The organism is Croceibacterium salegens, assembly GCF_009827435.1.
Classification (GTDB): domain Bacteria; phylum Pseudomonadota; class Alphaproteobacteria; order Sphingomonadales; family Sphingomonadaceae; genus Croceibacterium_B; species Croceibacterium_B salegens.
Window position 1 is genome coordinate 25244 of the sequence record NZ_WTYM01000043.1, and the last position, 17051, is coordinate 42294.

At 67.2% G+C, this 17051-nt stretch carries 19 protein-coding genes and 1 pseudogene; 4 read left to right on the plus strand and 16 right to left on the minus strand.

Translation table 11 applies throughout. From position 1 onward, the window contains the following. Window positions 1–78: 78 nt before the first annotated feature. Genes GRI89_RS10755 through GRI89_RS10770 form a run of 4 tightly spaced genes read right to left on the minus strand, consistent with a single transcriptional unit; the run spans window position 79 to window position 3470 of the window. Window positions 79–435 carry a cupin domain-containing protein gene (locus GRI89_RS10755; protein ID WP_159795042.1) on the minus strand — a complete coding sequence of 119 codons (357 nt, stop codon included), beginning with the start codon at window positions 433–435 and terminating at the stop codon, window positions 79–81. Window positions 436–448: 13 nt separating this feature from the next. After that, window positions 449–1561: an S-(hydroxymethyl)glutathione dehydrogenase/class III alcohol dehydrogenase gene (locus tag GRI89_RS10760; RefSeq protein WP_159795045.1), complete on the minus strand. Its 1113-nt coding sequence runs from the start codon at window positions 1559–1561 to the stop codon at window positions 449–451. Window positions 1562–1582: 21 nt separating this feature from the next. Next, window positions 1583–3001, minus strand: coding sequence for an MFS transporter (locus GRI89_RS10765; RefSeq protein WP_201290910.1), 1419 nt, complete (start codon window positions 2999–3001; stop codon window positions 1583–1585). Window positions 3002–3032: 31 nt separating this feature from the next. Continuing rightward, a complete protein-coding gene (locus tag GRI89_RS10770) occupies window positions 3033–3470 on the minus strand; it encodes a MarR family winged helix-turn-helix transcriptional regulator (protein ID WP_159795137.1) in 438 nt (145 codons plus the stop codon). A 101-nt stretch (window positions 3471–3571) separates the two neighbouring features. Here GRI89_RS10770 and GRI89_RS10775 point away from each other — a divergent pair, with 101 nt between their 5' ends. Together GRI89_RS10775 and GRI89_RS10780 are read left to right on the plus strand one after the other, a co-directional pair. Beyond that, window positions 3572–5056 (plus strand): carotenoid oxygenase family protein, encoded by a 1485-nt coding sequence (locus GRI89_RS10775; RefSeq protein ID WP_159795048.1) that lies wholly within the window; start codon window positions 3572–3574, stop codon window positions 5054–5056. Window positions 5057–5076: 20 nt separating this feature from the next. Then, window positions 5077–5484 (plus strand): glyoxalase superfamily protein, encoded by a 408-nt coding sequence (locus GRI89_RS10780; RefSeq protein WP_201290911.1) that lies wholly within the window; start codon window positions 5077–5079, stop codon window positions 5482–5484. A 2-nt stretch (window positions 5485–5486) separates the two neighbouring features. Here GRI89_RS10780 and GRI89_RS10785 read toward each other — a convergent pair whose 3' ends face one another. The 6 genes from GRI89_RS10785 to GRI89_RS10810 form a co-directional block, all read right to left on the minus strand. Next, window positions 5487–6125 (minus strand): murein L,D-transpeptidase catalytic domain-containing protein, encoded by a 639-nt coding sequence (locus GRI89_RS10785; protein WP_159795051.1) that lies wholly within the window; start codon window positions 6123–6125, stop codon window positions 5487–5489. Between the two features lie 49 nt (window positions 6126–6174). After that, the gene (locus GRI89_RS10790; RefSeq protein WP_159795054.1) at window positions 6175–6912 is read right to left on the minus strand and encodes a hypothetical protein; all 738 of its coding nucleotides are present in this window, start codon (window positions 6910–6912) and stop codon (window positions 6175–6177) included. Window positions 6913–6969: 57 nt separating this feature from the next. After that, the gene (locus tag GRI89_RS10795) at window positions 6970–7491 is read right to left on the minus strand and encodes a retropepsin-like aspartic protease family protein (RefSeq protein ID WP_159795057.1); all 522 of its coding nucleotides are present in this window, start codon (window positions 7489–7491) and stop codon (window positions 6970–6972) included. A gap of 69 nt (window positions 7492–7560) precedes the next feature. Next, complete coding sequence (locus GRI89_RS10800; RefSeq protein WP_159795060.1) at window positions 7561–7794, minus strand: hypothetical protein; 234 nt, start codon at window positions 7792–7794, stop codon at window positions 7561–7563. Between the two features lie 25 nt (window positions 7795–7819). Continuing rightward, entirely contained in the window at window positions 7820–8953 is a 1134-nt protein-coding gene (ispG, locus tag GRI89_RS10805) for a flavodoxin-dependent (E)-4-hydroxy-3-methylbut-2-enyl-diphosphate synthase (RefSeq protein ID WP_159795062.1), read from the minus strand. Between the two features lie 25 nt (window positions 8954–8978). Continuing rightward, a complete protein-coding gene (locus GRI89_RS10810; RefSeq protein WP_159795065.1) occupies window positions 8979–10514 on the minus strand; it encodes an FAD-dependent monooxygenase in 1536 nt (511 codons plus the stop codon). 182 nt (window positions 10515–10696) lie between these two features. Between GRI89_RS10810 and GRI89_RS10815 the strand changes: the two genes are divergently transcribed. Beyond that, window positions 10697–11452: a hypothetical protein gene (locus GRI89_RS10815; protein ID WP_159795068.1), complete on the plus strand. Its 756-nt coding sequence runs from the start codon at window positions 10697–10699 to the stop codon at window positions 11450–11452. Between the two features lie 65 nt (window positions 11453–11517). Next, window positions 11518–12537: a CorA family divalent cation transporter gene (locus tag GRI89_RS10820; protein WP_159795071.1), complete on the plus strand. Its 1020-nt coding sequence runs from the start codon at window positions 11518–11520 to the stop codon at window positions 12535–12537. On the opposite strand, the gene GRI89_RS10825 is transcribed toward GRI89_RS10820, so the two are convergent. From GRI89_RS10825 to GRI89_RS10850, 6 genes and pseudogenes are all read right to left on the minus strand, one after another. Then, window positions 12534–13046: a GNAT family N-acetyltransferase gene (locus GRI89_RS10825; protein ID WP_328598212.1), complete on the minus strand. Its 513-nt coding sequence runs from the start codon at window positions 13044–13046 to the stop codon at window positions 12534–12536. The two genes, GRI89_RS10820 and GRI89_RS10825, sit on opposite strands and share 4 nt — an antisense overlap. After that, a complete protein-coding gene (locus GRI89_RS10830; protein ID WP_328598213.1) occupies window positions 13043–13507 on the minus strand; it encodes a GNAT family N-acetyltransferase in 465 nt (154 codons plus the stop codon). The genes GRI89_RS10825 and GRI89_RS10830 overlap by 4 nt, the downstream gene beginning before the upstream one ends. Continuing rightward, the gene (locus GRI89_RS10835) at window positions 13504–14367 is read right to left on the minus strand and encodes an RDD family protein (RefSeq protein WP_159795114.1); all 864 of its coding nucleotides are present in this window, start codon (window positions 14365–14367) and stop codon (window positions 13504–13506) included. The genes GRI89_RS10830 and GRI89_RS10835 overlap by 4 nt, the downstream gene beginning before the upstream one ends. Continuing rightward, a complete protein-coding gene (locus GRI89_RS10840) occupies window positions 14364–15416 on the minus strand; it encodes a stage II sporulation protein M (protein ID WP_159795117.1) in 1053 nt (350 codons plus the stop codon). Before GRI89_RS10840 ends, GRI89_RS10835 begins: the two co-directional genes overlap by 4 nt. Continuing rightward, complete coding sequence (locus GRI89_RS10845) at window positions 15416–16726, minus strand: DUF58 domain-containing protein (RefSeq protein WP_328598214.1); 1311 nt, start codon at window positions 16724–16726, stop codon at window positions 15416–15418. The genes GRI89_RS10840 and GRI89_RS10845 overlap by 1 nt, the downstream gene beginning before the upstream one ends. A gap of 139 nt (window positions 16727–16865) precedes the next feature. Beyond that, window positions 16866–17051, minus strand: a pseudogene (locus tag GRI89_RS10850) (AAA family ATPase); the annotation flags it as partial.

Sequence of the window (17051 nt, forward strand, 5' to 3'; positions counted from 1 at the left end):
TCGTCCGCCCGCGCGGTTGTTTATCGCATAGACGAAAATTTCGGACTTGTGAAAGACCGAAATTCCCAAATCCTTGCACTAGATCGCGGTGACGACTTTCGCCGTGGCCGGGTCGCCGGTGTTCGGTGTGCCGTCGGCGTCCATCACCAGCATGGAAACCTCGCCGTGGGGCACGCGCGGGCGATGCTCGGTGCCGCGCGGCACGACGATCATCTCGCCCGGCCCGAGGCTGGCGGTGCGGTCGCGAAAGTCGATTTCGAGCTGTCCCTCTATCACGAGGAACAGCTCGTCGGTGTCGGGGTGGCTGTGCCAGTGGTAATCGCCGGCGGCCTTGGCCAGCCGGATTTCGTTGCCGTTGTAGCGCCCGGCGAGCCGCGGCGACCAATGCTCGTCGAAAAGCGCGAACTTTTCGGCGAGGTTGATCGCCCCGTTCATTACGACCGGCCCATCAGAACACGACCACGCTGCGGATGCTCTCGCCCGCGTGCATCAGGTCGAAACCCTTGTTGATGTCCTCGAGGCTGAGGACGTGGGTGATCATCGGGTCGATTTCGATCTTCCCGGTCATGTACATGTCGACGATCTTGGGCACGTCGGTGCGTCCCTTGGCCCCGCCGAACGCGGTGCCGCGCCAGTTGCGGCCAGTGACGAGCTGGAACGGCCGGGTGGCGATTTCCTTGCCCGCCTCGGCCACGCCGATGATGATGCTGGTGCCCCAGCCGCGGTGGCAGCATTCGAGCGCGGTGCGCATGACCTCGGTATTGCCGGTCGCGTCGAAGGTGTAGTCGGCGCCGCCGTCGGTCATCTCGACGACCTTGGCGACGATCTCGTCCCGGCTCATTCCCTTGGTATTGAGGAAGTCGGTCATGCCGAACTTGCGGCCCCATTCCTCGCGGTCGGGGTTGATGTCGATGCCGATGATCTTGTTCGCACCGGCCAGCCGCGCGCCCTGGATCACGTTGAGGCCGATCCCGCCGAGCCCGAACACCACGACGTTGTCGCCGACCTGCACCTTGGCGGTGTTGGTGACTGCGCCCACGCCCGTGGTGACACCGCAGCCGATGTAGCAGCTGGTCTGGAACGGCGCGTCCTCACGGATCTTGGCGACGGCGATTTCCGGCAGCACGGTGAAGTTCGAGAAGGTCGAACAGCCCATGTAGTGAAAGATCGTCTCGCCCTTGTAGGAGAAGCGGCTGGTGCCGTCGGGCATCAGCCCCTTGCCCTGCGTGGCGCGGATCGCGGTGCACAGGTTGGTCTTGCCGCTGAGGCACGACTTACACTGGCGGCATTCGGGCGTGTAGAGCGGGATCACGTGGTCGCCCGGCTTCACGCTGGTCACGCCCGGCCCGACTTCGCGCACCACGCCCGCGCCCTCGTGGCCGAGGACGCTCGGGAAGATGCCCTCGGAATCGAACCCGTCGAGGGTGTAGGCGTCGGTGTGGCAGATGCCGGTCGCCATGATCTCGACCAGCACTTCGCCCGCCTTGGGACCTTCGAGGTCGAGCTCGACGATCTCGAGGGGCTGCTTGGCGGCGAAGGCTACGGCGGCACGGGTCTTCATTTCGGTCTTGTCTCCATAAGATCAGTCGATGGGCTGGGCTGCCAGTGCCTCGAGGTCGGCATCGGCGTCACGCAGTGGCACCAGCCAGACGAGGACCGCGCCGAGGATCGCGCCGAGGCACATGATCAGCGAGACGGTCAGCAGGTTTTCATTGCCCAGCACTGTAAAGAGATATCCGGCGATGATCGGCGAACCGGCCGCTCCGGCCCGGCCGACTCCTAGCACGAAACCTGTGCCGGTGGCACGGGCATATGCCGGGAAGCCGCGGGCGAAGGCGGCGTAGTAGCCGACGATCGCGGCGTTGAGGAAGAACATCGTCAGGAATGCTGCGAAGCGCCACTCGCCGAGGTCGCCATGACCCAATCCGAACCACGCCACCGCGATCACCCCGAGCACGCAGGCGCCGATGGTCGGACCCTTGATGTCCCACTTCTTGAGGAACAGTCCGAACAGCCCGCCGCCGATCGCCCCGCCGATGTTGGCGTAAGTCAGCGTGCTGGCCGCGTCGGGTTGGCTGAAGCCGGTGTCGGCGACGATCTGCACCGCGAACTTGAGGATGTAGTAGAAAGTCAGCGTGTGGAACATGTAGCCGAAGGCCAACATCAGCGTCACCGGGCGCAGGCGCGGGTTAGCAAGGATGTCGGTAACCTTGGGCTTGTTGGCCTTGCTCGGAGCAGTCGGAATCTCGGCAATCGGTGCCTTGGCGAAGGCCTTGAGCGAGCGGTTGATCTTGTCGAGCGCACCCTCGGGACGTCGGGCCAGGAAGTAGGCCGGAGTCTCGGGGACGAGCAGGATGACCAGCGGGATCATCGCCGCAGTCACTACAGCACCGAACAGGAAGACCGAACGCCAGCTGCCGAGCTCGAAGCTGACACCGAGGCTGCCGATGCCGAGGAAATAGGGAGCCTGGTCGGGGACCAGCAGCCAGCCTTGCGCGGCGAAGCCGCCGATCACGCCGCCGACCGGATAGCCGATGACGTAGAGCGCCATGGCGATGCTGCGGCTCGCCTTGCTCGAACTCTCCGCGGTCACTGCGTTGGTCGCTGCCAGCATGCCGCCGATGCCGAGGCCGGTGATAAAGCGCCAGGCGGTCAGTTCGCTGACCCCGGTCGCGGCGTGGGCTAGCCACATGCCGGCGGTCATCACCGCGAGGCACAACAGCATGGTGCTCTTGCGACCATAGCGGTCCGCCATGCCCCCGAGGATGATGGAGCCGAAGCCCATGCCGACCAGCTCGGCCGATAGCACCACACCAAGCTCGGACCGGGGGATGCCCCATTCCATGGTGATTCCCGGCGCCGCGAAAGCGCTCGAGAGCACGTCGAACCCGTCGAGTGCATTGAGCAGGATCATCAGGAACACGACGATCCACTGCCGCACGCCCATGGGCGTATCGTTGATGGCTGCGATGGGGTTTGCGCCTGCGGCTGGTCCGGCCATTTAGTTCAATTCCTCTCCCTTGGGCGCCCGCTCATTCGTGGATTCGGGCGAGCATTTCCACCAGTTTTTCGGCTTCCTCGGCACTGAAGCGGCTCTTCAGCCACGCCTCGTGCTCGGCGATTGCGGTCTTGGCGCGGGCGAGGGCCGCGCGCCCCTCGTCGGTCAGGTGCAGCGCCTGCTTGCGCCCGTCGCTCTCCGAGCGTTCGCGGCGCAGGTAGTCGCGATCCTGCAGGCGGTTGACGATGGTCATGGTCGTCGCCCGGTCCATCTGCAGGCGCCGGCCGACGTCGATCTGCGAAATGGCCGGGTGGTCGTCGACCAGCCACAGGACGCTGACCTGCTTCTGCGTCAAGTCGAGATCGGCAAACGTCTCGGTGAAGTGACGATAGACCGCGACGTGCGCCAGGCGGATATGGAAGCCGATGATATCGGCGAGTTCGCCGATGTCGTCTTCGTTGTCCTCGGTCAATGCAGCCGTTGGCACCGCGATCCTATCCCTCACACCTCTTGTCGTGCTTGCCTATTTGTTAGTGGAGCATACAATTCGGTGCAAGGAAGAGGACTCTAAAGATGGCACAGTTTCCCGATACTCCCAGTTTCACGGGCTTCAACACGCCGAGCCGCATCGAAGCGGATATCGAGGATCTCCAGCATACGGGCACGATCCCGCCCGAGCTCGACGGAGCCTTCTTCCGCGTACAGCCCGACCCGCAGTTCCCGCCGCGGCTGGGCGACGACATCAGCTTCAACGGCGACGGGATGATCACCCGCTTCCACTTCCACGACGGGAAGTGCGATTTCCGCCAGCGCTGGGCGCAGACCGACAAGTGGAAGCTCGAGCACGTCGCGGGCCACGCGTTGTTCGGCGCCTACCGCAACCCGCTGACCGACGACGAAAGCGTGAAGGGCCGGATCCGCTCGACCGCCAACACCAACGCCTGGCTCTACGGCGGCAAGCTCTGGGCGCTCAAGGAAGACAGCCCGGCGCTGGTCATGGACCCGGCGACGATGGAGACCTTCGGGTTCGAGAAGTTCGGCGGAAAGATGACCGGCGAGACCTTCACCGCGCACCCCAAGATCGATCCCGCCACCGGAAACATGGTCGCCATCGGCTATGCCGCCAGCGGGATGCACACCGACGACGTGACCTATTACGAGGTCAGCCCTGACGGCGAACTTGTCCGCGAGGAATGGTTCAAGGTTCCGTACTACTGCATGATGCACGACTTCGCGATCACGCCCGATTACCTCGTGCTGCACATCGTGCCTTCGGTCGGCAGCTGGGAGCAGCTCGAGCAGGGCAAGCCGGCCTTCATGTTCGACACCACCATGCCGGTCTATCTCGGCGTGATCCCGCGCCGCGAAGGGCTGCGCGACGAGGACATCCGCTGGTTCAAGCGCGACAACTGCTTCGCCAGCCACACGATGAACGCCTGGCAGGAGGGCACGAAGATCCACTTCGTGACGCCCGAATCGAAGAACAACTTCTTCCCGTTCTTCCCCGACATCCACGGCGCGCCGTTCAACCCGATGGAGAGCGTGACCCACCTGACCGACTGGGTGGTCGACCTCGCCAGCAACGGCGAGGACTTCGCCGAGATCAACCGGCTGACCGAGACCTTCAGCGAATTCCCGCGCATCGACGACCGCTTCACCGGGGTGAAGAACCGCTACACTTGGGGCCTCGAAGTCGACATGCGCCGCCCGCGCGACGAAGTCGGCGGCAGCGCCGGCGGGGCGCCGATGAACTGCCTGTTCCTCAAGGACCTCGAAACCGGCGCCGAGCAGCACTGGTGGGCCGGATCGGTCAGCACGCTGCAGGAACCGTGCTTCATCCCGCGTTCGAAGGACGCGCCCGAAGGCGACGGCTGGATCGTGCAGGTCTGCAATCGCCTCGCGGAACACCGCAGTGATCTGCTGCTGTTCGACGCGCTCGACATCGAGAAGGGCCCGGTCGCCACGATCCAGGTGCCGATCCGCCTGCGCTTCGGCCTGCACGGCAATTTCGCCCGCAGCGAGGACATCGGGCTGGCAAAGGAGCTTGAACGGGCCTGAGGCCGCACGAGGAGGAGGCTTTGAGCGAGGAAGCACAGCCGCCGGCCTTGCGCCCGGCCGTCCCGATCCTGTTCGTCCGCGACGTTGCGGCGGCGGCCCAGTTCTACCGCGACAGTCTCGGCTTCGCGGTAGAGTTTCTCTACGGCGAGCCGCCCTTCTACGGCGAGATCAAGCGTGACGGGGCGGTGCTCCATTTGCGCCATGTCCATGAACCCAACTTCGCCGAACTTGCTGCGCGTGAGGAATCGCTGATCCTCGCGACGATCCTCGTCTCGGACGTCCGCGCGCTCTACGCCGAATTCGCTGGACGTGGCGTCGAGTTCGCGCAGGAGCTGCAAACCCAGCAATGGGGTGGGACCGACTTCCATGTCCTCGACCCCGACGGCAACTGCATCTCGTTCGTGAGTTACCAGGCGCCGAACGCCTGAGTTCAGTACAGGTCGAGCTTGTCGGCGTAGACCAGCCGGCCGCCCGAAAGCCGCGTCAGCGCCCACATGAAATCGCCCGGGGCCATCGCGAAGCAGCCGTTGGAGCGGCCGAGGCGGCCCCACTTCGCGACGTGTTCGGGCTTGGCGTATTCGGCCGCGTGCATCACGATCGCGCGCTCGAACGTGTTGGTGTTGTCCGGGTCAAGCCCGCCGAGGCGGATCGAGGTGCCGTACTTGCCCTTGTACCATTCCCACGAAACGTAGGCCCCGCGCGCGGTCGCATTCGAGTTCACTTCGTTCGAAAACCAGTTGAGCATCCCGTCGTGCTCCGGATCCGACCCAGTGCCGTGCGCCACGAGGTAGCTCGTTACCGTACCTTCCTCGAGGTTCGCGAAGTGCATGCGCGGGAGCGAGGAATGCAGGCCGAAGTCGGCGATCCCGGCAATATCCCTGCGCCACAGCACGTCGCCGGCGCGGGCGACCTCGCGCTGCGCGATTTCGAGGATCTTGCGATCGCGCGGGGATGCGTAAGAGGCTTGGGCGAACACGCGCGTCGGTACGGCTAGCGCACCGGCAGCCGCCGTCGCCGCGGTAATGAACCCCCGCCGATTAGTCGTCGCCCCGTCGTTCTCCCAGCTCATGGACGCACCATAGCACGAAATTGCTGTGTCCGCGCTGAATGATGCATTTTCACTGTCCGAGCATCGCAAGCGCCGTCCGGCTTGCCGCTGCATGGGCGGCGGCGGCGCGCGGACCCGGCTTGCCGAAGGCGGCGAGGGCGCAGGCCGGCAAGTCCCTCTGCGCCGGGTTCGTGCGGTAGCGGTCGGCGGGCAACGCAACCGGCGCGGCCTCGCGCACCATAAGCATCTCGCGCGCGGTCAGGTCGCTTTCAGCCAGGGCGGCGATGATGCGCTCGGCATCGGGCCGCCGCGGGCCGCCGGCGGAAAGGCCGAACAGCCCCGGGCCCCACAGGCTGCGATTGGCGGCGATGGCGCGGGCAATCTCCGGCACCTCGCCGAGCGCCACCGCATGCGGATCGATCAACAGCCAGTATTCGCCGCCCCGCCCGTCGAGCGCGGCAATCAGCGGCTCCCACTGGCATCCCGGCGGAAAACCGCCGAGGCGCATGGACCCGCGCGGGGTGATCGGCGGATCGCCGAGATGGTGCGCCAGCGTCGTGCGGTCGGCGCCGGTCAGCGTCCCGTCATCGAGCACCACGCAGCGCCCGCGCCCAAGCTGTCGTTGCAGGCTCTTGAGCGCGACGAGCGCCGGAAGGAGCTGCTGCGTCCCGATCCGCGTGCACAGCACCAGCCCACGGCCCGAGGGGACGAGCGGCGCAGTATCGAGCACGCCGGCCAGCGCTTCCGCCTGGTGCGGGTCTCCGTCCCGAGTTCGCCAGCGCTGCGGCAGGAGTCCGATCGTGCTCATGCGCGGTATCCTAAGGGCCGAAAGTTAAACGAGTCTTCGAACTGCGGGGCGGCAGGATCACTGCGAGAGGGTCAGCGTGTCCCCGTTTATCGCCACGTTGTTGATATGCGACAGGAAGCTTTGCCCGAGCAGCGAAATTCCGAGCCCCTCGGGAATGATCACGGCATCGACATTGTGGGCGACGAAATCGCCGACGGCCACTTCCTCGAGCCGCACCGGAACGCCCATCACCACGCCGCTGGCTCCCCGCGCCACCGGCTCAAGGTGACCCGGGTCCCAGTCGAGACCCAGCTCGCGGGCGTCGTCGCCGGTCAGGGCGACGACGCTGGCGCCGGTGTCGACTAGCATGCGCAGGTCGCGGGTCTCGACCCGCACCCCGGCATAGAAATGTCCGTCGTTCGCGCGCTGCAGCTCCATGTCGCCGCCGTACCAGTCGGGCTTGGCGGCAAGGTCGAGTTGCTGCTCCGGCTTCTCGACGATCATCGAGCCGCCCGCAGCCTTGTCGGGGGCCGTGAAAGAGGGCCCGACCCAGCCGATCAGGGCGCCGGCGACGATCACGGCTGCGACGAGCGTCTTCATGACGCGCGAAGGTACGCGTTCAGGCTTAAGCGAGGGTAAAGCGCTGTCCGGCGGGACTATCCGCCCGGATCAGTCGAACTCGATCTTGCCGATGCTCAGGCGGTCGATCCGGGCATTGCTAACCCTCAGCCTACCGACCGTGAGCCGCGCCACGAACAGCGCGCCGATTGCGAATGCGCCGAGTGCGAGGGCGCCGACTGCCAAGGCCCCGGTGGCCGATGCACCCGTTGCCGAGGCGCCGACCGCGGTCGCGCCGGTCGCTACAGCCTTGTGCCGCTCGACTTCGCCGGTTTCGATTTCCATCTCGGTCCCGGTCCCTTCCATCGGATTATTCGGCTGCCACCGCGGTGCTGGCTTCGGCGGATGCTGCTTCCAGTTCGGCGGCCTTGGCCTCGACCAGTTCGACGATGTGGTCGAGCATGTCGGCGTCCTGCACGTGGTGGTCGGTGACGCCCGAGAGATAGACCATGTGCTTGCCCGCGCCGCCTCCGGTGATGCCGATGTCGGTCTCGCGCGCCTCGCCGGGGCCGTTGACGACGCAGCCGAGGACCGAGAGCGAGAGCGGGGTCTTGATGTGCTGCAGCCGCTCTTCCAGCGCCTGCACGGTGCGGATCACGTCGAAGCCCTGCCGCGCGCAGGACGGGCAAGAGACGACCCGCACGCCGCGGGTGCGCAGGCCGAGGCTCTTGAGGATCTCGAAGCCGACGCGCACTTCCTGCTCCGGTTCGGCCGAGAGGCTGACGCGGATGGTGTCGCCGATCCCTGCCCACAGCAGGTTGCCGATGCCGATGCTCGACTTGACCGTGCCGCCGATCAGGCCGCCGGCCTCGGTGATGCCGAGGTGCAGCGGGCAATCGACCGCATCGGCTAGCCCCATGTAGGCGGCGACCGCGAGGAACACGTCGCTGGCCTTCACCGCCACCTTGTATTCGTGGAAGTCGTGGTCCTGGAGCAGCTTGATGTGGTCGAGCGCGCTTTCGACCAGCGCCTCGGGGCAGGGCTCGCCGTACTTCTCGAGCAGGTCCTTCTCGAGGCTCCCGGCGTTGACGCCGATGCGGATCGCGCAGCCGTTGGCCTTGGCGGCGCGGACCACTTCGGCGACGCGTTCGGAGGAGCCGATGTTGCCCGGGTTGATGCGCAGGCAGGCGGCGCCCTTGTCGGCCGCTTCGAGCGCGCGCTTGTAGTGGAAATGGATGTCGGCGACGATCGGGATGTTCGCCGCCCGGGTGATCTGGTCGAAGTTCGCGGTCGCCTCGGCCGTCGGGCACGAGACGCGGATGATGTCGGCCCCGGCGTCCTCGCAGCGGCGGATCTGGTCGATCGTCGCACCGACATCCTCGGTCGGGGTGTTGGTCATCGTCTGGACGGTAATCGGGGCATCGCCGCCGACGGGGACGTTGCCGACCATGATCTGGCGGGACTGGCGGCGCATGATATCGCGCCACGGGCGGATCGAAGACATGGCCCCGCCTATAGGCCGCGCAGTATTAAGGGGCAATGACGCTGCGGAGAGCCGCCACCGCATCGCTCGCCGGCCCGCGCCAGGCGACGAAGCCGTCCGGGCGGGCGATGAGCGCGTCGCCGGGGCCCAATCCGCATGCCGTGGCCGCATCGACAGGCAGGCGAACCTGCGGCAGGGTGCAATCGCTTCCCGCGTCCTGGCCAAGCAGCAGCGTGAGACCGGCTGCGGCGAGGTCGGCGGTCGAACGACCATCTTCCAACCATGCATGGGGGATGCGCGAACCCGGATGGCCTTGCGTTGCGTCGGGATGCATGCAGGCCGGCTCGTCCTCGCCGCGTCCGCCGATAACCGCTCCCGAACGGTAGTACTGCCCGATCTCCATCGTCAGCTCGTCGCGCATTTCGGGGGTGTCGGCGGTAATCTCCTCGGGCACGACCCGGCGGATGTAGCGGGCATGGGCCTGCTCGACGGTCAGCTGCCCGACCGGTCGGCGTTCGGCTTCATAGCTGTCGAGCAGCGCCGCGCCGGCTTCGCCCTTAACGACCATGGCAAGCTTCCAGGCGAGGTTCGCCGCGTCCTGCACCCCGGTATTGCCGCCGAAACCGCCGGTCGGCGGCACGACATGCGCTGCGTCGCCGGCGAGGAAGACCCGCCCCTTGCGATAGGCCTCGGCGCAGACCGCTTCCGCCTTCCATGTCGCGACATCCTCCAGTTCGACCGCCAGGTCGGGGACACCGACCGCCGAGCGGACGAGCGCCATGCAGCGTTTGGGTGAGAGATCGCCGGAAACGTCCTTGGCATCGGGAAGCGAAAGGTCGCCGAGGGTGTTGACCGCAAGGAATCCGCGAGTCCCACCTGCCTCGAAGCGGAAGAAGCCCCGCTGGTCGGCATTGACCACGTAGATCACCCCAAGCTGGCGGCCTTCGAGCCACGGCCGACAATCGGCGCGGAAATAGATAGTGATCGAATCCGACAGCCAGCCCGGACCGCTCACACCAATACCGAGCGCCGCGCGAACAGGGCTGCGATTGCCGTCGGCGGCGATCATGTAACGCGTGCGGATGCGGTTGACTTCGCCGTTTTCGAGATCGCGCACTTCGGCGAACAGTTGGTCCCCGCGGTCCTCGAAACCGACGAGCTCGGTGCGGTAGCGGAGGCGGGCCCCGAGTTCGGCCGCGCGATCGTGCAGCAGGGGTTCGAGGCTCTGCTGAGTCATGAAGAAGCGCCGGCACGGACTGTACGGTGCCACCCCGGCATTGATGTCGGGCACGTGGCGGGCCAGCTCGCGCCCGGCGAGCGACTCTACCGCGTTGATGCCTCCGTCGGGACCGAATTGCGCGCGCGACGCCTCGCTGATCGCGGCTTCGAGTCCGATGCGGCGATAGGCTTCCATGGTGCCGATATGAAAATAGCCGGCGCGCGGATGAATCGAAGTCCCCGCGTGTTTCTCGATGACCAGCGGGCGTACGCCCTGCACGGCAAGGAAACAAGCCGCCGACAAGCCGACGAGGCTGCCTCCGACGACCAGCGCCGGGCAATCGAGTTCAGCATACTCTCCCACGCCGCAAGGCTATGTGATGGCCGTGCGCCCCGCAACATCGAACCGCCGTCGCCAAACCTGTCCCGATCCGGGACGGCAGGATTTCTCAACCATTCGCCTTAACCGACAGGGCCGCCGTGGGGGCGTATGAATAGCCCTTCACTGCGCACGGTGCGCGGTAAGGAATAGAAAAGGTGGCGGCCATGCAGATTGTGGCCCTGATCAAGGAAATTCCCGCCGTGCTGCGCGAAGTCCTCTTCGCTCCGGCGCTCCGCACCATTGCGCTCATTATACTGCCCTATGCAGGCCTGATCATCGGCATGGACGTGGCCAGCCGGTACGGCGACGTGACCGGACAGGCGCTGCCGGTGCAGTTCTTCGTCTCGCAGGACTGGAGCTTCGGCGAAACGCTCGAATACTCGGTGATGACCGCCACGGCGGTCATGCTGTTCGGGATGTGGCGGCGCGACCGCTCGCCGATCTACCTTGTGAACGCGCTGCTGTTCACCTACCTGACGATCGACAACGCCGTCGAGATTCATGAGTGGTTCGGGTTCTGGATCGCTCCCGCGCTCGAGATGATCCTGCCAGACAACCTGCCGATGGCTGCGAACTACTTCGGTGAGCCGCTTCTGTTCCTCGCGGTCGGGCTGGTCTGGCTGGTCGGCCTCGGCCTGTCGCTGCGCCAGTCGCGCCCGCGCCCGATCATCAACTCGCTGCCGCTGGTCGGCTGCATCTTCATGGCCGCCTTCTTCGGCATCGTCGTCGATGCGGCGACCGACTGGGGACCGCACTCCGTGGCGCGGACCGACATCGAGGCGTTTATCGAGGATGGCGGCGAGTTCGTGATGATCCTCGTCTGCTTCTTCCTGACCACCGCGATGTACGACATCGAAAAGCGCCGCGCCAAGGCGCTGGCCGAAGGCGGAGTCGCCGGCGAATTGCCGCTGGCAGCATGACGCCGCACGCCCCCGGTTTCCGGGGGCATAGGCAATCGCGCATCCATCGGGCATAGTCCTGCCCGATGGACGCGCTGACCCGAACCGACGACATCACCGCCGAAGGGCCGCTCCTGTTCGCCCGCGTGCTCGACGGCAAGGGCGGCGGGCGGCCGATTTCGTGGAACGAGGTGAATGTCTGGAAGCCCGCGGTACCGGGCGAGGTTCTGTGGGCCCACCTGTGCCGCACCGAGCCGGGAGTCCTCGAGTTTCTCGAAAACGACCTGGACGTTCCCGAACCGACAGCCGAACTGCTGACCGGGGACATGACCCGGCCGCGCGCCTTTCGCGACGGCGAAGTGCTGGTGGCCACGCTGCGCGGGATCAATTTCAACCCCGGCGCCCTGCCCGAGGACATGGTCTCGATGCAGTTGTGGTGCGACGGGGTGCGTCTCATCACTCTGCGCCGGTTCAAGCTGCAGACCCCGCGCGACACACTTGGCGAGATCGACGAAGGGCGTGGCCCGACCGACGCCGGGGCGCTGGTCACCTCGCTGACCGAGCACATGGTGCACCGGATGAACGCCGCGATCGTCGACATGAACGACGAGCTGACCAAGCTCGAAGACCTCGATTTCGACGAAGAGGATCCGGATCCGTTGTTGCGCAAGATCGCCACGATCCGCCGCAACTGCCTCGCCCTGCAGCGCCACATGGGGCCGCAGCACGTTGCGCTCGAGGCGATCAGCCGCGACGCGCCCGAGTGGTTCGAAGGACACGACCGGCGCGAGATCGGCGAGACCATCGCCCTGCTGCGCCGCTTCCTCGACGACATCGACGTCAGCAAGGAAAGCGCCGTGGTGCTGCTCGACGAACTTCGCGGCCGCTCGCTCGCCGCTTCGGAACGGACCAATTACCTGCTGACGATCGTCGCGGCGATCTTCCTGCCGCTCAGCTTCCTGACCGGCCTGTTGGGTATCAATGTCGACGGGATGCCGGGGGCTGGCGAGGGCCTCCATCCATATGCGTTCTGGACCGTGGTCGGCGTATGCGCCGCGCTGATCGTGCTGATGCTTTGGCTGTTCCGCCGGTGGAAGTGGCTCTAGAGCCGTAGCTCGAACAGGAACTCCTCGTCGCACTGGTTTCCGACCCAGAATTCGATGTCGGCGATATTGGCGAAGCCATAGCGGGCATAGAAGCGCTGCGCCCCGTGGTTGCCGCTCCATACAGAAAGCTGCACCGCATCGGCGTTTTGGGCCCGCGCCTCACCCAGCGCCCAGTCCATCAGCGCGGCGCCGATGCCCGCCCCGGTGCGGCCGGGCGCGGTGTAGAGCTGCTGCAGCGCCATCGGGCGGCGGGCGTCGGAGTGTTCGGCAAACTCGCTCGGCATCGAGATCATGCAGTAGCCGGCAGCGACGCCTTCGATCTCGGCGATGGCGGTCCGGTACCCGGGCTTGGCGAGATAGGCGGCGAAAGCCTCCTCCGTCTTGTGCCCGCCGAGGAAGGCGTCGAGGTCCTCAGGCGAATAGAGATACTCGAAGGCGGCGAGGAAGCTGTCGCGGCCGAGCGCGGCGACGAGCGTAGCATCGTCCGGGGTCGCGATACGGATGTTCACAGCGCGCGCTCCATGCACAGCGAAAATTCGTCGCTGACGTAGTCGCCGAACGCCGGGCATTCGGCGAAGCCGTGCTTCTCGTAGAGCCTTCGTGCCGGAACGAAGGGTTCGGGGCGGCCGGTTTCGAGCCCGAGCCAGGTCATCCCGCGGCTCTCCGCTTCGGCCATGAGGTGCAGCAGGATCGTCTCGCCCGCGCCCTTGCCGCGATAGGCCGGTGCGGCGCGCATCGACTTGAGCTCGCCGCGTCCCGGCCCGAGCTCCTTGAGCGCGCCGACCGCGGCGAGGTGCTCGCCGTCCCAGGCGGAATAGAACATGACGTCCGCCTCGCGCAGCCGCTCGATTGGCATGGCGTGCACCTTGCATGCCGGGGACCAGCGATGCATCTCGTCGAGGTGCAGGCGGAGCAGGTCGGCGACGTCCTTTCCAGTGAGGTCGTCCTGCTCGATGCGGTAGGCGGTCACGAAAACTTGTCCTTCTTGCGCTTGCCGAAGCGCATGTCGCTTTCCAGTCGCTGGCGCAATGCCGCGTAGAAGGCCTCGAGGAATTCGTGCTCGTCGCCGCTGCCGGGGGTCCAGCCGAACTTGGCGCAGATCGTCTCGGTCACCTGGCGCAGGGCCTCGGGCCGGTCCTCGCGCAGCACCCGTTCGAGCACCTGCAGTTCGTGTTCGCCGTAGGTCGACAGCGACGCCTCGTCGAAGTGGTACTGCGAGCGATGGTCCTCGCCGATCGACATCGCCGCCTGCAGCCTGGGGCGCCGCGATTCGATCACCCAGGTGCCGGCGACGAGGTCCCCGGCGCGCAGCGCGTCGCGGTTGAAGAAGGGGAACAGCACGAAGACCAGCAGCCAGGCCGCCGCGGCGTAACCGGCGATCCCGCCTTCGCCGCCGATGCTCCCGATGATCCAGATCAGCGGCAGGAACAGCTCGGCGTCGCGCAGCAGGTTGCGCGCCAGCACCGCTTCGGCGGTGAGCCGGCGATCGCCGCGGGCGGCGACGCGGATACCGAGCGCGCGCTTGCCCGGCGTTGCTCCGCGCGGCCCCAGCTCGAAGGCGGTGAAATAGACGTAGCGGCACAGGAAGACCCCGAGGATCAGGACGACGAAAAGGAATTCGCCGACCGCCGAGGACTTGCCGTTTTCGGCGTCGCTCAGGTTCATGCCGATCGAGCCGAGCACCAGGATCAGGATAAAGAACCCGAAGACGATCAGGCCGAGATCGAGCGCCAGCGCCGCCGCGCGGGCGCCGCGTCCGGCGAGCGTTACCGGCATGGCGATGCCCTCGGGCGTGGTCATCGCCCGGATCCGGCGATCCACGCGCTTCATGCCCGCCGCCGCCCCGAGAGGGTGAAGTAGCCGAGCCACAACACCAGCATCGTCCCGCCGACCGCGAATCGCGTCGGGGTGACGTGAACCAGCTGGCGCCCAAACCCTTCGAGCAGCCCGGCGCAGACCAGCATGATGACGACGCCGGCCATGACCGTCGCCGCGCGCCGCCCGGCTTTCTGGGTCGCCGCCATCAGCGTGCGATCGCCGGGGAAGGCCATCGCCCGGCCGATGTGCAGCCCGGCGGCATCGGCGAGCAGGAAGGCGGTCAGCTCGGTCGTCCCGTGGATCGAAAGCCAGGCGGCGAAATCGATGCCGAGACCCGCCTGGAAGAACAGCCACAGCATCGCACCCATGATCGCCAGGTTGTAGAACCCGAGGAGCAGGGTCGGCACGCCGAACGCGAAGCCGAGCGCGAAGGCCATGATCGCCACGCCCGAATTGTGCGAGAACAGGTAGGTGGCAAAGGTGGCCAGCCCGTCAGCATCCTTGGTGCCTTCGAGCGTCTCGGCCAGCACTTCGCGGCTTGCTCCGGGTTGGCGCGTATCGCCGAAGTCCGAGGAAACGAGCGCGTAGTACCAGGCGTCGTCGCGGGCGACGAGCAGCCATCCCGCCACGGCTCCGGCTATCGAGACGGCCAGCGCGATGCAGATGTCGAGCCAGATCTCGCGCACCGCCCGCGCCCAGCCGCCGCCGAGGAAGCGCAGCATCCAGCGCCCGAACCCCTCGCGCGGCCCGTGGACCTGCAAAGCGGCGCGCCGCACCAGTCCTTCGAGATAGTCGAGCGTCGCGGCGTCGAGCGAAGTCTCGCGCGCCACCGCCAGGCTCGATGCGGCCTTGCGGTAGAGCACCGGCAGTTCGAGCAGGTCGGCGTCCGAGACCCGCCGGATGCGGTTCTTCTCGAGCCGGGTGACGACCTCTTCGAGCCGCCGCCAGTCGGTCTCGCGTTCGAGCCGGAAGCGGTCCGAACGCAGCGCCGCCGCGGCCACGTCGTGCGGCGGCGCCGGCGGCTCGCGGCGCCGGAACGGGAGGTTGACGGTAAGCGCCATCAGCCGATCGCCTCGGCGTGCTTGGTGGCGAGGTAGCGGTCGATGAGCTGGTAGGTCAGCGTCTCCCACGGCGCTTCGATCACGTCGACACCGAGATGGCGCAGCCGCTCCAGAACCAGCGCGCGCTGGCGGGCGAGGGCGTCGGCCGAAACCGCCGCGGCGACGTCGCCGACGCTGTCGGGCGCGGCGGACGACAGCGATGCCAGCTCGGCGTCCTCCATCGTCACGAACAGCACGAGGTGGCGGCGCACCAGCCGCTCGACGCTCTCGATCATCAGTTCCGCCGAGGTCGGGTCGGTGAAGTCTGAGACGATCACCACCAGCGAGCGCCGCTTGAGAGTCGTCGCCAGCGTCGCCAGCGCGAGGGTGAAGTTCGGCTCGCGCCCCGAATAGTCGAGGACCGCGGCGGCCTGCTGCAATTGCGGAAAGGCACGCGTGCCCTGTGCGAACGGGGAGAGCGGGCCGGGCCGCTCGGCAAAGCCGAATAGCGCCACGCGGTCGCCGCCGTGGAGCGCGACATAGGCCGAGGTGAGCGCGGCCGAGACTGCCCGGTCGATGCGCGGCAACCCGTCGATCGGCTCGCTCATCGCCGCTCCGCAGTCGAGCGCGAAGACGATCTGGTTGTCGCGCTCGGCCTCGTTCTCGCGCGCCAGCAGGCCGGTGTGGCGGGCGCTCGCCTTCCAGTCGATCTGGCGCCGGTCCATGCCCGGCTGGAACTCGCTCAGCGCCTCGAACTGCGTGCCTTCGCCGCGAATGCGCCGCGCGACCATGCCGGTCATGGCATCGCGCAGGTAGTGCTGCAGCACCGGCGAACGGACCGGCGAGAGATCGGGCCAGACGCGCATTTCCTCGCCGACCTCGCGCCGGACCTGCCGTCGGGCGAGGCCGAGCGGCCCGCGCCATCCGATCCACAGAGTCTCGACCGTCCCGGTCCCGCGGCGCTGCGGAACAAGGGTGAAGCTGCCGTGCCAGACATCGTCCGCCTCATCGCGTGCGAGCCGGCATTCGGCCGCCCCGTCGATGCCGAGGCGCGGATCGAAGCCGATGGCGGCGCGCGGCCCACTGCCGCCGCCCTTCTCTGCCAGCACCGGGATGGTGACCGGACGGCCGATCTCGGCATCGCCGGGCACGACCAGCCGGACGTCGCGCATGGGACCGGCCATCCAGCCGTCGAGCGCGACCAGCACCAGCAGCGCCAGCCCGGCGACCGGCAGCAGCAGCCAGCCTTGCGGTGCGAACGCGGCGACGACCAGCGCCGCAGGCGCGGCGAGCACGATCAGGGCCAGGGTGCGGGCGGTCGGGGCGATCACTGCTACTTCCTCCCCGTCCCGGGGAGGGGGACCATGCGAAGCATGGTGGAGGGGATACTCGGCCAGCGGCGAAGGCGCGGACGGAGAATCCCCTCCGCCAGCCCTGCGGGCTGCCACCTCCCCATGCTGGGGAGGAAACTCACTTCGGCGCCTCGACCTGCTCGATCAGCCCGGCGACGAGGTCCTCGACGCGGCGGCCCTCTATCTCGGCCGCGGGCGAGAGCAGCAGGCGGTGGCGCAACGCCGAGGCGGCGAGCGCCTTGACGTCGTCGGGCAGCACGTAGTCGCGGCCCTGCAGCGCGGCGCGGGCGCGGGCGCCGCTGGC